Here is a 15,220-nt window from a genome sequence, read left to right on the forward strand (position 1 = left end):
AGCGGGACCCCGGGGCAACCCCGCGGCGATAAAAAAGGCAAATGGGCCAATCAAAGACCGCCGTCGCCCCGGCCTTGAGCCGGGGCCCCGCTGCCTTTTCAACCTATCGAGTCACACGAGCACGTCGAACAGATCGCGCCATTCGGGATTCCCCCGCTCGACCAGATCGAACTTCCACTGCCGCCGCCATCGCTTGAGACGCTTCTCGTGTGCGATGGCATCAAGAACCGATGGCGTGTGGTCCGCCCACACCAGGCGGTTGAGGCCGTATCGAGTGCAAAAGTCGGAACCCGTAACGTTGCGATGCTGGTGGACTCGGGCCGCAAGATCGGCGGTCACCCCGACATACATGGTGCCGCGATATCGATCCGCCATGATGTACACCCAGCCGCCGTCCGACATGCCGGCAACTCAAAGGCAGCGGGGCCCCGGGTCAAGCCCGGGGCGACGACAAAAGCGTTGCGAACATTTCTCCAGCCTCGTCACCCCGGGCTTGACCCGGAGTCCCGCTTCCCGCGCAACGCCCGCCACCCCGCACACTCCACCAACAAAAAACCCGGCCTCTCCTGAGAGAGACCGGGTTCCTTGTTCGCGTGGCGCCCCCAAAGGGAGCGTCAGATTACTTGTCGATCTGGCTCACGACGCCGGCGCCGACGGTGCGGCCGCCTTCGCGGATCGTGAAGCGCTGGCCGACGTCCATCGCGATCGGGGCGATCAGCTTGACGCCAAGGGCCACTTCGTCGCCCGGCATGACCATTTCGGTGCCGGCCGGCAGCTCGATCGTGCCGGTGACGTCGGTGGTGCGGAAGTAGAACTGCGGACGATAGTTCGCGAAGAACGGCGTGTGACGGCCGCCCTCGTCCTTCGACAGCACATAGACCGACGACTGGAAGTCGGTGTGCGGCTTGATCGAACCCGGCTTGGCCAGAACCTGGCCACGCTCGACTTCGTCACGGCCGACGCCGCGGATCAGCGCGCCGATATTGTCGCCCGCCTGGCCCTGGTCGAGCAGCTTGCGGAACATTTCGACGCCGGTCACGACGGTCTTGCGGGTTTCCTGCTGGATGCCGACGATCTCGACTTCCTCGCCGACCTTGATGATGCCGGTTTCGACACGGCCGGTGACGACGGTGCCGCGACCCGAGATCGAGAACACGTCTTCGATCGGCATCATGAACGGCTTGTCGAGCGGACGCTCGGGCTGCGGGATCGATTCGTCGACCGCCTTCATCAGCGCCAGGATCGCGTCCTTGCCCAGCGTCTCGTTCGAGCCGTCGAGCGCGCAGGTCGCCGAACCACGGATGATCGGGATATTGTCGCCGTCGAATTCACGCTTGGACAGTTCCTCGCGGATTTCCAGCTCGACCAGCTCGAGGATTTCCTCGTCGTCGACCAGGTCGACCTTGTTGAGGAACACGACCATCGTCGGCACGCCGACCTGACGGGCGAGCAGGATGTGCTCCTTGGTCTGGGGCATCGGGCCGTCGGTCGCGGCGACCACCAGGATCGCGCCGTCCATCTGCGCCGCGCCGGTGATCATGTTCTTCACATAGTCGGCGTGGCCGGGGCAGTCGACGTGCGCATAGTGGCGGTTCTCGGTCTCATACTCGACGTGCGCGGTCGAGATGGTGATGCCGCGCTCGCGCTCTTCCGGCGCCTTGTCGATGTTGGCAAAATCGACGGCCGCGTTGCCGGCGACGTTTTCAGCCAGAACCTTGGTGATCGCGGCGGTCAGCGACGTCTTGCCGTGGTCGACGTGACCGATGGTGCCGATATTGAGGTGCGGTTTGTTCCGCTCGAACTTTGCCTTCGCCATTGTGTCCTACCTTCTGATTCAGATTTCCCGGCCGCCGGGGCTACTCGCCGAAAGGCGCGCCCATAGCGACTGTTTTTCGATTACGCCAGCCCCGAGCGGGGTGACGTTCAGGCGAGCTTCGCCTTCACTTCGTCGGCCACGTTCTGCGGCACTTCGTCATAATGCGAGAACTGCATCGAGTATTGCGCACGGCCCTGCGTGAACGAGCGCAGCTGGTTCACATAGCCGAACATGTTGGCCAGCGGCACCATCGCCTCGACCACCTGGGCGTTGCCCCGGCTGTCGGTGCCCTGGATCTGGCCGCGGCGGCTGTTCATGTCGCCGATCACGTCGCCCATGAACTCTTCGGGCGTCACCACCTCGACCTTCATGATCGGCTCGAGCAGCTTGATGCCCGCCTTCTGCGCCGCTTCGCGCATCGCGCCGCGGGCACAGATTTCGAACGCCAGCGCCGACGAGTCGACGTCGTGATACTTGCCGTCGATCAGGTGGACGGCAAAGTCGATGATCGGGAAGCCGATCAGCGAACCCGTCTCGGCGGTCTCGCGCATCCCCTTCTCGACCGAGGGGATGTATTCGCGCGGGATGTTGCCGCCCTTGATCTCGTCGTGGAAGACGAAGCCCGAACCACGCTCGCCGGGGACGACCTTGACCTTCACTTCGCCGAACTGGCCCGAGCCGCCCGACTGCTTCTTGTGGGTGTAGGTCAGCTCGACCGGCTTCGCCAGATACTCGCGATACGCCACCTGCGGCGCGCCGACATTGGCCTCGACCTTGAACTCGCGACGCATGCGATCGACCAGGATTTCCAGGTGAAGCTCACCCATGCCCTTGATGATCGTCTGCCCCGATTCGTGATCGGTCGACACGCGGAACGACGGATCCTCGGCGGCCAGGCGGTTGAGCGCGATGCCCATCTTTTCCTGGTCGGCCTTGGTCTTGGGTTCGACCGACAGCTCGATGACGGGATCCGGGAACTCCATGCGCTCCAGGATGATCGGAGCGGCCGGCGCGCACAGCGTGTCGCCGGTCGTCGTTTCCTTCAGGCCCGCGATCGCGACGATGTCGCCGGCATAAGCCACGTCGATGTCCTCGCGATTGTTCGCATGCATCAGCAGCATGCGGCCGATCTTTTCCTTCTTGTCCTTCACCGTGTTCTGAACGGTGCCCTTTTCGAGCTTGCCCGAATAGATGCGCGCGAAGGTGAGCGAGCCGACGAACGGGTCGTTCATGATCTTGAAGGCGAGCGCCGAAAACGGCTCGTCGTCGGACGCCTTGCGGCTGTCCTTGGTCTCGCCGTCCATCTTGACGCCCTCGACCGGCGGAATGTCGAGCGGGCTCGGCAGATAGTCGACGACCGCGTCGAGCAGCGGCTGGACGCCCTTGTTCTTGAACGCCGAGCCGCAGACGATCGGCACGAACGCCATTTCGAGCGTGCCCTTGCGGATCAGCTTCTTCAGGTCGGCGACCGACGGCTCGTTGCCCTCCAGATACGCTTCCATCAGCGCATCGTCCTGCTCGACCGCCATTTCGATCAGCTCGCTGCGATACTTGGCGGCCTTTTCCGCCATATCGGCCGGAATATCCTGATATTCGAACTTCGCGCCCAGCGACTCCTCGAGCCAGATGATCGCGCGGTTGTTGACCAGGTCGACCAGGCCCTTGAACCCGCCCTCGATGCCGATCGGCAGATACAGCACCGCCGGACGCGCGCCCAGGCGCTCGATGATCGAGTTGACGCAATAATAGAAATCCGCGCCCGTGCGATCGAGCTTGTTGACGAAGCACATGCGCGGCACGCCGTACTTGTCGGCCTGGCGCCACACGGTTTCGGACTGCGGCTCCACGCCGGCAACCCCGTCGAAGCACGCGACCGCGCCGTCGAGCACGCGCAGCGAACGCTCGACCTCGATCGTGAAGTCGACGTGGCCGGGGGTATCGATGATGTTGATCCGGTGCTCTTCGCCCTGACCGTCCTCGGCGCGCCAGAAGCACGTGGTCGCCGCCGAGGTGATGGTGATCCCGCGCTCCTGCTCCTGCTCCATCCAGTCCATCGTCGCGGTGCCTTCGTGCACTTCGCCGATCTTGTAGGACTTTCCGGTGTAATAGAGGATACGCTCGGTCGTCGTCGTCTTGCCGGCATCGATGTGGGCCATGATGCCGATGTTGCGATAGCGGTCGAGCGGATGGCTGCGGGCCATGGTCGAGGTTCCTTAAGGATGTGGGGAGCCGGACCGTCCGGCTCCCCAATATGTAGGTAACGGATGCGTCGTTGCCAGACCGCCGGCGAACCGGCGACCGCGGCGATTACCAGCGATAGTGACTGAAGGCGCGATTGGCCTCGGCCATGCGGTGCGTGTCTTCACGCTTCTTGACCGCATTGCCGCGATTGTTGGCGGCATCCATCAGCTCGCCCGACAGGCGCGCGGCCATGGTGTGCTCGCTGCGGTTGCGCGCCGACGCGATCAGCCAGCGGATCGCCAGCGCCTGGGCACGCTCGGGACGCACCTCGACCGGGACCTGATAGGTCGCGCCGCCGACGCGGCGGCTACGGACTTCGATGCCCGGCTTGATGTTGTTGAGCGCATCGTGGAACACGCCCAGCGGCTCGCGCTTGGCACGGGTTTCCACCGTCTCCAGCGCGCCATAGACGATCGCTTCCGCAACCGACTTCTTGCCGTCCAGCATCACGCTGTTCATGAACTTGGACAGGACGATATCCCCGAACTTGGGATCGGGCAGAATTTCCCGCTTCTCGGGACGACGACGACGAGCCATCTCAGATTTCCTTCTAGAACTTCGGTCGATCCGGAACCTGTCCGGGACCTACTCTGGCTGAACTTACTTCGGACGCTTGGCGCCGTACTTCGAACGCGACTGCTTGCGGTCCTTGACGCCCTGGGTGTCGAGCACGCCGCGCAGCACGTGGTAGCGCACGCCCGGCAAGTCGCGCACGCGGCCGCCGCGGATCAGCACCACCGAGTGCTCCTGCAGGTTGTGGCCTTCGCCCGGGATGTACGAAATGACCTCGCGCTGGTTGGTCAGGCGGACCTTGGCCACCTTGCGCAGCGCCGAGTTCGGCTTCTTCGGCGTCGTCGTATAAACGCGCGTGCAGACCCCGCGCTTTTGCGGGTTCTGGTCCATCGCAGGGACCTTTGACTTGGCCTTCTGCGGGTCACGGCCCTTGCGGACCAACTGGTTGATCGTCGGCATGAAGCCCTTCACCTTTTCTCGTCGGTTACTTTGCTGGAGTCGTGCAGCGGAAAATACGAAAAGACCCTGGCGGCCTTCACCGGCCTCCGGGCCCTGGCGTCTCCAACAACGTTCAGCTCAATGACCCGCGACAACCAAAATTGACCGGAAAGCCGGGTGTCGGCCTGCCGTGGGCTGGCGCGCCTATATCGCCGCCCCGCCCGGCGGTCAATGGGGATGAACACGCCGCCTGCGCTCCGGGGGCTTTGACCGCAACAACATCCGCGGGCACCATCGCGGCCGATCAGCCGGCCGATTCGGTCGCGTCGGGGTGGGGAGGCCCTTTCGCCATGTTCAACAGCAGCAGCAACCGCTCACGCAGCCCGTCCGCACCCGGCGGATCGACGTCGCGGAAGGGCGGACTGTCGATCATCGGCGCGGACATGGTGGTCACCGGCAACCTCACCGCCACCGCCGACCTGCACATCGACGGGCGGATCGAGGGCGATGTCGCCTGCGCGATGCTGATCCAGGGTGCCGACAGCCACATCGTCGGCGCGGTCGCCGCCGACAGCGCGCGGATCGCGGGCGCGATCGAAGGCGCGGTGCGCGTGCGCGAGCTGATCGTCGAACGCAGCGCGCGGATCGTCGGCGACGTCGAATATGAAAGCATCACCATCGAACAGGGCGGACATGTCGACGGCCGGATGCGCCATCTGGGCGGAGTCGCGGTCCCGGCGACCGCCGCCGCGCTCGCTGGCCCCAGCGGCGACGAACCCGGCCTGCGCATCGTCGGCGAGGCGGGCTGACCCCGCCCCGGCCTCAGCGCACCGCCGGGTTCACTTCACCTTCGCGCCGCCCTTGATGACGTCGGTCACCCGCGTCATCACGCCGATGTCGCTCAGCGGATCGCCCTCGACCGCGATGATGTCGCCATATCGGCCGACCGCGATCGCGCCGACATCCTTGGTCCGGTCCAGCGCCTCGGCGGCGTTGCGCGTCGCCGCCTGCAGCGCCTGCATCGGCGTCATGCCATATTCGACCATCGTCTTGAGCTGGCCCGCCGCCGTCCCGTGGGGCATCACGCCCGCGTCGGTGCCCATCACCATGCGGACGCCGGCACGGTGCGCCTTGCGGAAATTGTCGCGCTGCGCCTGCGCGATCTCGCGGTCCTTGCGCAGATTGTCCTCGAGCACGCCGTTCTTCTTGCCCTCGGCCTGGGTGTAGTCGGTGTTGAAGATGTCCATCGAGAACCACACCGGCTGCTTGCGCTCGACCGCCAGGCGGATCCCCTCGTCATCGACCAGGCTGGCATGCTCGATGGTGTCGATGCCGGCGCGGATCGACGCCTTGATCCCGGCGGCGCCGTGCGCGTGGGCGGCGACGCGCAGCCCCCATTGATGCGCCTCGTCGGCGATTGCGCGCAGCTCGTCTTCGGACAATTGCTGCTGGCCCGGCTCGGTGTTGCGCGAAAACACGCCGCCGGTCGCGCAGACCTTGATCACTTCCGCGCCATATTTGCGCTGCTCACGCACCCGGGTGCGCAGTTCCTGCACGCCGTCGCCGACCGCGGGCGACTTCGCCTTGAACGACGGCGGCAGATAGGTGCTGTCGCAATGCCCGCCCGTCGCGCCCAGCGCATAGGCGGCCGGCACGATGCGCGGACCGGGGATCAGCCCTTCGTCGATCGCCTGCTTGTACGCCACGTCGGCATAGTTTTCCGACCCGACGTTGCGCACCGTGGTGAAGCCCGCATCCAGCATCGCCTTCACATTGGCGGTGCCCTGCACGGCCCAGAAGGAATCGGTGAACTGCAGGTTGGTATAGCCGCCATAGCGCGGATTGCTGTCGAGATGGACGTGCATGTCGATCAGGCCGGGCAGGATCGTCTTGCCGGGCAGGTCGATGCGCTTCGCCTCCGCCGGGATCGCAGGCCGCCCGCCGTTGCGCCCGACCACGCTGGTGATGCGGCCGTCGGTGATGACGATCACGGGCTCCTCGACCACCCGGCCCGCCAGCACGTCGATCATGCGGTCCGCGGTGACCACGACCGTCTCTGCCCGCGCCGTGCCCGTCCACGCCAGCGCGGCCACCGCCGCGACGCCAAATCCAACTGTCCGCATTTTCGTTTTTGCCCCGATGATTAGGACGGCATTGCTCCCGCCTAACGGCTGCCGGGTCAAGCCCTGTTCACGCCGGAATTGCGGCCAGATCGATCGCCAGCCCGATCCACATCGCCGCCAGCACGATGCACGAGGTCAGGTAGACGAGGAAGCGCGGCTGCACCGCCGGGGTCGCGATATGGATCGCGCTGTGCACCGCGCGCAGTCCGACAAAGGTCCAGGCGAGCGCGACCTGTGCTGCCCCCGCCCGGCCGGTGACGACCAGCAGCGGCACGAGCGCCAGGAAAAGCACCGGCATCTCGAACAGGTTGGTCAGGTTGTTGGCCGGCCGTTCGACCGGGCGGAAATAGGCGGCGGTGCCGTCGCGCGTCGCCAGCTCGCCGTCGCGCGGCGGCGTCCGCGCGATATGGCGGGCACGCAACACGAACAGCAGGAACCACACGACGAACACCAGCGCCGCAAAGGCAAACACCGGCCACAGGATCGCAGGATTCATTGCTGACGCTTTCCCCACTGTCGTCCCCTTGCTCCGCCCCGCACGGTTGCCAGCTTCGCCCGATCGTGGATGCGGTCAAGCCGCACGTGAGCCAGAGCCGCAGCTTTCGGAAAAAAATCCGGCAGCGGCTCCCCTATCCGCGCGCCGGGCAGCTCGGCGTTGGGATCGGCACGAAATCCTCGCGCGGGCGGCCATCGATCGCGTAAAGCCGCTCCGCCGGCAGTTTGACCACCAGCCCCGACGCGGGCAGCGCAAAGTCGTAGACCGCACCCAGCAATCCGGCCATGCGGTCGCCGCACACCGGGACCCCGATCGCGGCAAAGGCGATGGCGATCCCCTCCCCCATGCTGCCCGTCCAGCGACCGACCCGGATCGCGACGGGCTTGGGCCGCGACTTGCTGGCGCGGGGCAGCACCTGCTCGATCCATTGCCGGGGGATGCCCGTCTCGCGCTCCTCCGCGGGATAGCGATGGACCTGATAACCGGTCGGCGCCGTCACGAACCAGCCGATCATCGCCCGCGCGACGCTCGTATTGCCGCCGCCCGGCGTATCGGTCAGATCGATCGTCAGTCGCGCCGAGGCCGGGATCGCAGCGACCGCGCGGTCGAACGCGGCGATCGTCGCCTGATCACCCAGCGCATTGTTGATCCGGATGGTCACGCCCCCGTCCGCGTCAGTAATCACGCGCAGCGGCGGCCGTGGCGGCGCGTCGGCATAGAGCGTGGCGAGCGTCAGCTCCCGGGTCCCGCCGCGACCTGCGAAGGTCAGCCGACGGGGCCGGTCGCGCCGGCCCGCCGCCAGCACGCGCGCGGCATAGCTGCGCGCCTCCGCACCACCGCGCGCGACCCCGACCGATTGCCAGAACGCCGCGATCGCCCGGTCGATCGGCACATCGTCGACCGCGACCAGTCGGTCGCCGGCCACCACCCCCGCGCGCGCCGCCGGGGTGTCGGGACGCACCGCATCGACGCGATATGCGCCGTCGCGCTCGACGATCCACAGGTCGGCATAGCTCGGCACGAGCGCCCAGCTGTCGTCGAACGCGCTGCCGGTGATCGCATGGTGATCCGCCAGGGTGGCGATGCGGTTCTCGGCATAGCGCAGCAGCGAGTCGGGGTCATCCACCGCCGCCCGCTGCGCCGCCAACTGCGGTGAATCGGGCAGCCGGCCATCGGGTCCCAGCCGTTCGGTATAGGCGTAATTCTCGACGATGATCCGGTCGAGCGCCGCGGCGTCGCCGGCATAGTCCGGCGTGGCCGCGCCAATCAGGACCGGCGCCGCGACCAGCGCCAGCATCCCCCGAACCCGGTCGAATCGCTCCCTAGATGTGAAGCGCCCGCCCATAGGCCCCCAGCACGCTTTCATGCATCATCTCGCTCAGCGTCGGGTGCGGGAACACCGTGTTCATCAACTCGGCCTCGGTCGTCTCCAGCGTCTTTCCGACGGTATAGCCCTGGATCAGCTCGGTGACTTCGGCGCCGACCATGTGTGCGCCCAGCAGCTCGCCGGTCCTGGCGTCGAACACCGTCTTGATGAAGCCTTCGGCCTCGCCCAGCGCGATGGCCTTGCCGTTGCCGATGAAGGGGAAATTGCCGACCTTGACCTCGTAACCCGCCTCCTTCGCCTTCGCCTCGGTCAGGCCGACGCTGGCGACCTGCGGGTGGCAATAGGTGCAGCCGGGGATGTTGCGCGGATCCATCGCGTGCGGATGGCCGCCGGCGATCGCCTCGACCGCAATCACGCCCTCGTGGCTCGCCTTGTGCGCCAGCCACGGCGGCGCGGTGATGTCGCCGATCGCCCAGATGCCGGGGACATTGGTGGCGCAATCCGGCCCGGTCTTCAGGAAGCCGCGATCGTCCATCGCGACGCCGAGCTCCCTCAGGCCGATATTCTCGGTATTGGGCACGATGCCGACCGCGACGATGACGTGGCTGAACTCCTCGGTCGTTTCCTTGCCCGCCTTGTCCTTCAGCTTGGCCTTCACGCCATTCGCGCCGACTTCCAGCCCGTTGACGCCCGCGCCGGTCATGATCGTCATGCCCTGCTTGGTCAGCGCCTTTTCGAGGAAGGTCGACACGTCATGGTCCTCGACGGGCACGATGCGGTCCATCATTTCGACCACGGTCACCTTGGCGCCCATGTCGTTGTAGAAGCTGGCGAACTCGATCCCGATCGCACCCGATCCGATGACCAGCAGCCTGGTCGGCATCTCGGTCGGCACCATGGCGTGGCGATAGGTCCACACCCGCTTGCCGTCCGACTTGGCAAAGGGCAGCTCGCGCGCCCGCGCGCCGGTGGCGACGATGATGTTCTTCGCGGTCAGCTCGGTCGCCTTGCCCTCCTTGTCGGTGACGGTCAGCTTGCCGGGCGCGGTCAGCTTGCCCTCGCCCATGTGCACGGCGATCTTGTTCTTCTTCATCAGGTGGGTGACGCCCTGATTGAGCTGCTTGGCGACGCCGCGCGACCGCTTCACCACCGCGTCCAGGTCCGCGCTGATCTTCTCCGCCGCCAGCCCGTAATCCTTGGCGTGCTGCATATAGTGAAAGATCTCGGCCGAACGCAGCAGCGCCTTGGTGGGGATGCAGCCCCAGTTGAGGCAGATGCCGCCCAGCGTCTCGCGCTCGACGATCGCGGTCTTCAGCCCCAGCTGGCTCGCCCGGATCGCCGCGACATAGCCCCCCGGCCCGGAGCCAAGGACGATCAGGTCATAGGTGTCAGTCATTCGATTGCCTCCGAGCAAGCAAGAACATGAGAGCAAACCCGCCAATCCCTGTGATTGTCCCCGTTACAGAACTTACGATCGTCCATGGTCGTCCTGTAATCTGTGAATACAATTCCAACGCCTGCAGCTTTTGCTCTCCGTTTAAAGACCTATCTTTGAGAATCGTAAGCAAATCAGCCCCAGCAGCAGGCAAACATGTTTGTCCCTGGATTAAAGAAGTGATGAAGGCGCCTGCTGCAGCGGCGACAATAGGGACGATCGCTAAATACAGGATCTTCTCTCGGGTAGTTTCTATCGACATAAATCGTCTCCAGAGGGACGGCTCGCAGAGCATGCACAACTGGCATTTGGCCACGCCCTCTCACTTGGCAATCACCCGCGGCCGCTTGTGCGCGTCGATCGCGACGAACACGAACCGCGCCTGCGTCACCCGGCATTGTTCTTCCTGGTGGCGGTCGCGCCGCCAGGCTTCGACCTCGATCGTCATCGACGTGCGGCCGACGCGGACCAGTTCGGCATAGACCGACACTTCGTCGCCGACCGCGACGGGCGCGTGGAACTGCATCCCGTCCATCGCGATCGTCACCGCCCGCCCCTTGGCATAGCGCGCCGCGACCAGGCCGGCGGCCATGTCCATCTGGCTCATCAGCCAGCCGCCGAAAATGTCGCCATAGGCATTGGCATCCGCGGGCATCGTCGTCACCCTGATCGCGGGCTGGCCCGATGGCGGCGTCGCGGCGTCGGGATCAGCCACGCGCGGCGCGGTCCTTGGCCCGATCCTTCGCCAGCGCCTCGCGCACCGGGCGCACCCCCATCAGCAGGACGACGACGAACGCGACCGAACCGACCAGCCAGATGTCGTTGCGCCCGAGCGGATAGGACCAGGCCGACGCCCAGGTAATCGCCACCGTCGCCACCAGCCCGGCGGCGATGTGGAGCAACTCGACCAGCGTGTGACGGCCCATCGCCCGCCCTCCCCCGTGATCAGGCGATGAAGCTCAGCGGCTGTTCCACCAGCGCCTTGAACGCCTGCATCAGCTGCGCGCCGTCCGCACCATCGATCGCGCGGTGGTCGAAGCTGCCGGTCGCCGACATGACGGTTGCGACCTGCAACGCATCGTCGATCACCACCGGCCGCTTCTCGCCCGCGCCGACCGCCAAGATCATGCCCTGCGGCGGATTGATGACCGCATCGAACTGGGTGATGCCGAACATGCCCATGTTGGAGATGCTGGCGGTACCGCCCTGATATTCCTCGGGCTTGAGCTTGTTGTCCTTGGCGCGTGCGGCCAGTTCCTTCATCTCGGTGGAGATCGCCGACAGGCTCTTGCTCGCGGCATCGCGGATGATCGGGGTGATCAGGCCCGACGGCGTCGATACCGCCACCGACACGTCGGCGCGGCTGTACTTGACCAGCGTGTCGCCGGCGAAGGTGACATTGCACTTCGGCGTCTGGATCAGCGCCACGCCCAGTGCCTTGATGAGCATGTCGTTGACGCTCAGCTTGACCCCGCGCGCCTCGAGCGACTTGTTCAGCTCGCCGCGCAGCTTGAGCAGCGCGTCCAGCCGGACATCGACGGTCAGGTAGATGTGCGGGATCGTCTGTTTCGCCTCGGTCAGGCGGCGCGCGATCGTCTTGCGGATGTTGGAAAGCTTCTCGACCTCGTGCGGGATCGTCTCGTCATACCACACCGCCTTGGACTCGGCAGGCGCAGCCGATGCCGGCGCAGGCGTGGCGGCCGGCGCGGGCGCGGGGGCCGCCGATTTGGCCGGTGCGGGGGCAGCGCCCGGTTTCGCGCCGTCCAGGTCCGCCTTGACGATGCGGCCGGCCGGTCCGCTGCCCGCCAGAGCGGACAGGTCGATCCCCTTTTCGGCGGCGATGCGGCGCGCGAGCGGGCTCGCCTTGACGCGATCACCCGCCGCGGCCGGTGCCGATGGGGCCGGAGCCGGGGCGGGCGCACTGGCTTGCGCTTCGGCGGCAGGCGCAGGCGCGGGGCTCGCGGCGGGGGCGGGCGCAAGTTTGGCGGCGGGCGCGGCGGCATCCTCGCCCTCGCCGGCCAGCAGCGCGATGACCGTGCCGACCTTCACCCCGTCGGTCCCCTCGGCGACCAGGATCTGCGTGATCGTGCCCTCGTCGACCGCTTCGAACTCCATCGTCGCCTTGTCGGTCTCGATCTCCGCCATCAGGTCGCCGGCGCTCACCGTATCGCCTTCCTTGACCAGCCAGCGGGCCAGCGTGCCCTCCTCCATGGTCGGGGACAAAGCGGGCATCTTGATTTCGATCGGCATCGGCGGTGGCTTCCGTTGCGTGGTCCTGGGGAGCGCCTTCCTTTGCCGCGCGGGGACGCCCGGTCAACCCCATCACCTTGCGCATACGTCTTCGACTCGCCACGTTCGGCGCGGCGGGATCGCAATTCCGGGGGGAGGAACACAATATGCGCACCTATCTGGTGGTGGTCGACGAGAGCCCGGAGTCCGAAGTCGCGCTGCGCTTCGCCGCCCGACGCGCGGTCAAGACCGGCGGCAATGTCGAGATCCTGGCGCTGATTCCCAAGGCGGAGTTCGTCCACTGGGGCGGCGTGATGGCGACGATCGAGGACGAGGCGCGCCAGCGCGCCGAGGCACTGGTCGCGGGTGCCGCGGGCACCTTGCTGGAGGAATCGGGGATCAAGCCGACGATCACGGTGCGCGAAGGCGACGGGCCAAAGGTCGTGCGCGAGGCGATCGAGGTCAATCCGGAGATCGCCGCCCTCGTCCTCGGCGCGGCGGCGAGCGGCGCGCCCGGCCCGCTGGTCGCGCATTTTTCCGGCGCCGACGCGGGCAAGCTGCCCGTGCCGATCATGATCATCCCCGGCAGCCTGGAGGTCGAGGCGATCGACCGGCTGAGCTAGCCGGCGTTCCGCCGGTCAGGCGGCGCGTAAGGTCGCCGGCCGGCCGAGGTCGTTCGCGGCATGGCGCGGCGCGGGCCCCGGTCGATCGCCGTCCGCCCCGCCCCCCGGTCGCTTGATCCGCGTCCGCGTGCGGCGCTGGCGCGCACGCGAGCGGCGGACCGACCGTGCGCGTCGCGCGCTGCGCACGACCGCGGCGATCCCGCGCATCCGGGCCAGCCCGGCCAGCAATGCGGTGGCCATCATCGCGTCGTAATAGGCCGCCGTTTGCCAAGCCATCAGCATCAGCGCATCGGCCGCACCGAAGATGAGCATGAGCTCGCCGCCGACCGGCAGCAGCATCACCAGTGCGACCATGAACAGCAACTGCTGGCGCGACAGTGCCGAAAGCCGCCGCGCGGGTGCCGCCACCAGTGTCCGGCGCAGCCACCGCGCGATCGGCGTCTCTGGCCAAAGGCGCAGGATCATCATCACGAAAACGGTCGTCGCAAACAGCATGGCAGCCCCCTCCCGGCTCGAAAGTGGCGTGCGCATCCCCGCCGTGCAAGCTGGCGCGCAACGAGGGGATTGAGCCGGGCGCCGATCGCGTCCACGATCGCACGATGCGCCACCTGATCCTGCTCGCTCCGCTCCTCCTCCCCCTTCCCGCCATCGCCCGCGACGCGCCCGATCCCGCGCGGATGAAGGCCGATGTCGAGAAAATGGTCAGCTTCGGCACCCGCCACACGCTGTCCAGCCCCGATGATCCCAAGCGCGGCATCGGCGCGGCGCGCAAATGGGCGGCGGACGAATTGAACCGGATCAGCGCAAAGTGCGGCGGCTGCATCACCGTCGCCAACATCGCGCGCACCTTTACCGGGCCGCGCGCGCCCAACGGCGTCAACGTCGTCAATGTGCTGGGCTTTCAGGCCGGACGCGACCCCAACCGCGTCATCATCGTGCAGGGCCATATCGACAGCCGGGTCAGCGACGTGATGGACTTCACCAGCGATTCGCCCGGCGCCAATGACGATGCCTCCGGCGTCGCGGTGGTGCTGGCGGCGGCGCGCATCCTGTCGAAGCAAAAGTTCGACGCGACGATCATCTATGCCGCCTTGTCCGGCGAGGAACAGGGGCTGTGGGGCGGCACGCTGCTGGCCGAGACCGCCAGGGAGCGCGGCTGGGTGGTCAGCGCGGTGCTCAACAACGACATTGTCGGCAACACCCTCGGCACCAATGGCGCGCGCGTCGCCGACCGGGTGCGCGTGTTTTCCGAAGGCATTCGCGCGTCGGAAACGATCGAGCAGCAGATCGCCCGGCGCGGCAATGGCGGCGAGGATGATGGCCCGTCGCGCGCATTGGCCAAGGCGATCGACGGCGTCGCAGCGGCGATGCCGGGCGCGCTCGACGTCTTCGTCGACCGGCGGCCCGACCGCTTCGGGCGCGGCGGCGACCACGAACCGTTCCTGCGGCTGGGCTATCCGGCGGTGCGCTTTTCGGTCGGCATCGAGAATTACGACCAGCAGCACCAGGATCTGCGCACCGAAGCCGGTCGCGAATATGGCGACACCGTCGACAAGATGGACTTCCCCTATCTGGCCAGGGTCGCGGCGATCAACGTGGCCACGATTGCCCGGCTCGCCAGCGCGCCCGCCGCGCCCGACGGCGTGTCAGTGGGCGGCGCGGTCTCCTCCGACACGACGGTCAAGTGGCAAGCCGTGCCGGGTGCGACGGGCTACCGCGTCCATTGGCGGCGCAACGATGCGCAGGACTGGACCGACCATCGCGACGTGCCCGCATCCGCCACCGAATGGGTGCTGAAGGACGTGATCGTCGACGACCACTTCATCGGCGTGTCGTCGCTGGCTGCCGACGGCGCGGAGAGCATCGTCACCTTCGCCGGGCGGGCTGCGGCGCGGTAATCCAAAACTGCCGTCACTCGGGCCGTGTGCCGGGGTTCACTGCGCCATTCAGCTCGCGCCGCGCCAGGTGCAGCCTGCGCG

At 66.8% G+C, this 15,220-nt stretch carries 18 protein-coding genes; 3 read left to right on the forward strand and 15 right to left on the reverse strand.

Going from position 1 to position 15,220, the window contains the following annotated elements; translation table 11 throughout:
* Nucleotides 1–111 precede the first annotated feature (111 nt).
* The 6 genes from GO308_RS13550 to GO308_RS13575 form a co-directional block, all read right to left on the reverse strand.
* On the reverse strand, nucleotides 112–402 hold the full coding sequence (locus tag GO308_RS13550) for a GIY-YIG nuclease family protein (protein WP_240885844.1): 291 nt from the start codon (nucleotides 400–402) through the stop codon (nucleotides 112–114).
* Between the two features lie 217 nt (nucleotides 403–619).
* Nucleotides 620–1,816 carry an elongation factor Tu gene (gene tuf / locus GO308_RS13555; protein ID WP_066476787.1) on the reverse strand — a complete coding sequence of 399 codons (1,197 nt, stop codon included), beginning with the start codon at nucleotides 1,814–1,816 and terminating at the stop codon, nucleotides 620–622.
* 107 nt (nucleotides 1,817–1,923) lie between these two features.
* Nucleotides 1,924–4,017 carry an elongation factor G gene (gene fusA, locus GO308_RS13560; protein WP_066476785.1) on the reverse strand — a complete coding sequence of 698 codons (2,094 nt, stop codon included), beginning with the start codon at nucleotides 4,015–4,017 and terminating at the stop codon, nucleotides 1,924–1,926.
* Between the two features lie 106 nt (nucleotides 4,018–4,123).
* The gene (rpsG, locus tag GO308_RS13565; protein ID WP_066476780.1) at nucleotides 4,124–4,594 is read right to left on the reverse strand and encodes a 30S ribosomal protein S7; all 471 of its coding nucleotides are present in this window, start codon (nucleotides 4,592–4,594) and stop codon (nucleotides 4,124–4,126) included.
* Nucleotides 4,595–4,657: 63 nt separating this feature from the next.
* Complete coding sequence (gene rpsL, locus GO308_RS13570) at nucleotides 4,658–5,029, reverse strand: 30S ribosomal protein S12 (RefSeq protein ID WP_066476904.1); 372 nt, start codon at nucleotides 5,027–5,029, stop codon at nucleotides 4,658–4,660.
* A 283-nt stretch (nucleotides 5,030–5,312) separates the two neighbouring features.
* A complete protein-coding gene (locus tag GO308_RS13575) occupies nucleotides 5,313–5,462 on the reverse strand; it encodes a hypothetical protein (RefSeq protein WP_240885845.1) in 150 nt (49 codons plus the stop codon).
* Between GO308_RS13575 and GO308_RS13580 the strand changes: the two genes are divergently transcribed.
* A complete protein-coding gene (locus tag GO308_RS13580) occupies nucleotides 5,452–5,817 on the forward strand; it encodes a polymer-forming cytoskeletal protein (protein ID WP_240885846.1) in 366 nt (121 codons plus the stop codon). The two genes, GO308_RS13575 and GO308_RS13580, sit on opposite strands and share 11 nt — an antisense overlap.
* A 30-nt stretch (nucleotides 5,818–5,847) precedes the next feature.
* Here GO308_RS13580 and GO308_RS13585 read toward each other — a convergent pair whose 3' ends face one another.
* The 8 genes from GO308_RS13585 to GO308_RS13620 all read right to left on the reverse strand — a co-directional run bounded on the left by GO308_RS13585 (nucleotide 5,848) and on the right by GO308_RS13620 (nucleotide 12,639).
* Nucleotides 5,848–7,131, reverse strand: a complete 1,284-nt coding sequence (locus GO308_RS13585) for an amidohydrolase family protein (RefSeq protein WP_066476777.1) — start codon at nucleotides 7,129–7,131, stop codon at nucleotides 5,848–5,850.
* A gap of 67 nt (nucleotides 7,132–7,198) precedes the next feature.
* A complete protein-coding gene (locus tag GO308_RS13590; RefSeq protein WP_240885847.1) occupies nucleotides 7,199–7,627 on the reverse strand; it encodes an MAPEG family protein in 429 nt (142 codons plus the stop codon).
* 133 nt (nucleotides 7,628–7,760) lie between these two features.
* A complete protein-coding gene (locus GO308_RS13595; protein ID WP_240885848.1) occupies nucleotides 7,761–8,924 on the reverse strand; it encodes a PDZ domain-containing protein in 1,164 nt (387 codons plus the stop codon).
* Nucleotides 8,925–8,949: 25 nt separating this feature from the next.
* Nucleotides 8,950–10,350: a dihydrolipoyl dehydrogenase gene (gene lpdA, locus GO308_RS13600; protein WP_240885849.1), complete on the reverse strand. Its 1,401-nt coding sequence runs from the start codon at nucleotides 10,348–10,350 to the stop codon at nucleotides 8,950–8,952.
* Nucleotides 10,343–10,651 (reverse strand): hypothetical protein, encoded by a 309-nt coding sequence (locus tag GO308_RS13605; RefSeq protein WP_240885850.1) that lies wholly within the window; start codon nucleotides 10,649–10,651, stop codon nucleotides 10,343–10,345. Before GO308_RS13605 ends, lpdA begins: the two co-directional genes overlap by 8 nt.
* 60 nt (nucleotides 10,652–10,711) lie before the next feature.
* Nucleotides 10,712–11,044 carry an acyl-CoA thioesterase gene (locus GO308_RS13610; protein ID WP_240885946.1) on the reverse strand — a complete coding sequence of 111 codons (333 nt, stop codon included), beginning with the start codon at nucleotides 11,042–11,044 and terminating at the stop codon, nucleotides 10,712–10,714.
* A gap of 52 nt (nucleotides 11,045–11,096) precedes the next feature.
* The gene (locus GO308_RS13615) at nucleotides 11,097–11,315 is read right to left on the reverse strand and encodes a hypothetical protein (RefSeq protein WP_066549346.1); all 219 of its coding nucleotides are present in this window, start codon (nucleotides 11,313–11,315) and stop codon (nucleotides 11,097–11,099) included.
* Between the two features lie 19 nt (nucleotides 11,316–11,334).
* On the reverse strand, nucleotides 11,335–12,639 hold the full coding sequence (locus GO308_RS13620; protein ID WP_240885851.1) for a pyruvate dehydrogenase complex dihydrolipoamide acetyltransferase: 1,305 nt from the start codon (nucleotides 12,637–12,639) through the stop codon (nucleotides 11,335–11,337).
* Between the two features lie 146 nt (nucleotides 12,640–12,785).
* Here GO308_RS13620 and GO308_RS13625 point away from each other — a divergent pair, with 146 nt between their 5' ends.
* Complete coding sequence (locus GO308_RS13625) at nucleotides 12,786–13,241, forward strand: universal stress protein (protein ID WP_066476756.1); 456 nt, start codon at nucleotides 12,786–12,788, stop codon at nucleotides 13,239–13,241.
* Between the two features lie 15 nt (nucleotides 13,242–13,256).
* Here the strand turns inward: GO308_RS13625 and GO308_RS13630 are convergent, their stop codons facing one another.
* The gene (locus GO308_RS13630; protein WP_240885852.1) at nucleotides 13,257–13,736 is read right to left on the reverse strand and encodes a hypothetical protein; all 480 of its coding nucleotides are present in this window, start codon (nucleotides 13,734–13,736) and stop codon (nucleotides 13,257–13,259) included.
* Nucleotides 13,737–13,840: 104 nt separating this feature from the next.
* Here GO308_RS13630 and GO308_RS13635 point away from each other — a divergent pair, with 104 nt between their 5' ends.
* On the forward strand, nucleotides 13,841–15,139 hold the full coding sequence (locus tag GO308_RS13635; RefSeq protein ID WP_240885853.1) for a M28 family metallopeptidase: 1,299 nt from the start codon (nucleotides 13,841–13,843) through the stop codon (nucleotides 15,137–15,139).
* Nucleotides 15,140–15,220 lie beyond the last annotated feature (81 nt).

Origin of the sequence: Sphingomonas sp. SFZ2018-12 (genome assembly GCF_022496715.1) — a bacterium.
Taxonomy (GTDB): domain Bacteria; phylum Pseudomonadota; class Alphaproteobacteria; order Sphingomonadales; family Sphingomonadaceae; genus Sphingomonas.

Bases quoted from the DNA above. Each gene is read 5' to 3' on its own strand.
- GO308_RS13550 (WP_240885844.1), bottom strand. From the start codon at position 402: ATGTCGGACGGCGGCTGGGTGTACATCATGGCGGATCGATATCGCGGC.
- tuf (WP_066476787.1), bottom strand. From the start codon at position 1,816: ATGGCGAAGGCAAAGTTCGAGCGGAACAAACCGCACCTCAATATCGGC.
- fusA (WP_066476785.1), bottom strand. From the start codon at position 4,017: ATGGCCCGCAGCCATCCGCTCGACCGCTATCGCAACATCGGCATCATG.
- rpsG (WP_066476780.1), bottom strand. From the start codon at position 4,594: ATGGCTCGTCGTCGTCGTCCCGAGAAGCGGGAAATTCTGCCCGATCCC.
- rpsL (WP_066476904.1), bottom strand. From the start codon at position 5,029: ATGCCGACGATCAACCAGTTGGTCCGCAAGGGCCGTGACCCGCAGAAG.
- GO308_RS13580 (WP_240885846.1), top strand. From the start codon at position 5,452: ATGGTGGTCACCGGCAACCTCACCGCCACCGCCGACCTGCACATCGAC.
- GO308_RS13585 (WP_066476777.1), bottom strand. From the start codon at position 7,131: ATGCGGACAGTTGGATTTGGCGTCGCGGCGGTGGCCGCGCTGGCGTGG.
- GO308_RS13590 (WP_240885847.1), bottom strand. From the start codon at position 7,627: ATGAATCCTGCGATCCTGTGGCCGGTGTTTGCCTTTGCGGCGCTGGTG.
- GO308_RS13595 (WP_240885848.1), bottom strand. From the start codon at position 8,924: ATGCTGGCGCTGGTCGCGGCGCCGGTCCTGATTGGCGCGGCCACGCCG.
- lpdA (WP_240885849.1), bottom strand. From the start codon at position 10,350: ATGACTGACACCTATGACCTGATCGTCCTTGGCTCCGGGCCGGGGGGC.
- GO308_RS13605 (WP_240885850.1), bottom strand. From the start codon at position 10,651: ATGTCGATAGAAACTACCCGAGAGAAGATCCTGTATTTAGCGATCGTC.
- GO308_RS13610 (WP_240885946.1), bottom strand. From the start codon at position 11,044: ATGCCCGCGGATGCCAATGCCTATGGCGACATTTTCGGCGGCTGGCTG.
- GO308_RS13615 (WP_066549346.1), bottom strand. From the start codon at position 11,315: ATGGGCCGTCACACGCTGGTCGAGTTGCTCCACATCGCCGCCGGGCTG.
- GO308_RS13620 (WP_240885851.1), bottom strand. From the start codon at position 12,639: ATGCCGATCGAAATCAAGATGCCCGCTTTGTCCCCGACCATGGAGGAG.
- GO308_RS13625 (WP_066476756.1), top strand. From the start codon at position 12,786: ATGCGCACCTATCTGGTGGTGGTCGACGAGAGCCCGGAGTCCGAAGTC.
- GO308_RS13630 (WP_240885852.1), bottom strand. From the start codon at position 13,736: ATGCTGTTTGCGACGACCGTTTTCGTGATGATGATCCTGCGCCTTTGG.
- GO308_RS13635 (WP_240885853.1), top strand. From the start codon at position 13,841: ATGCGCCACCTGATCCTGCTCGCTCCGCTCCTCCTCCCCCTTCCCGCC.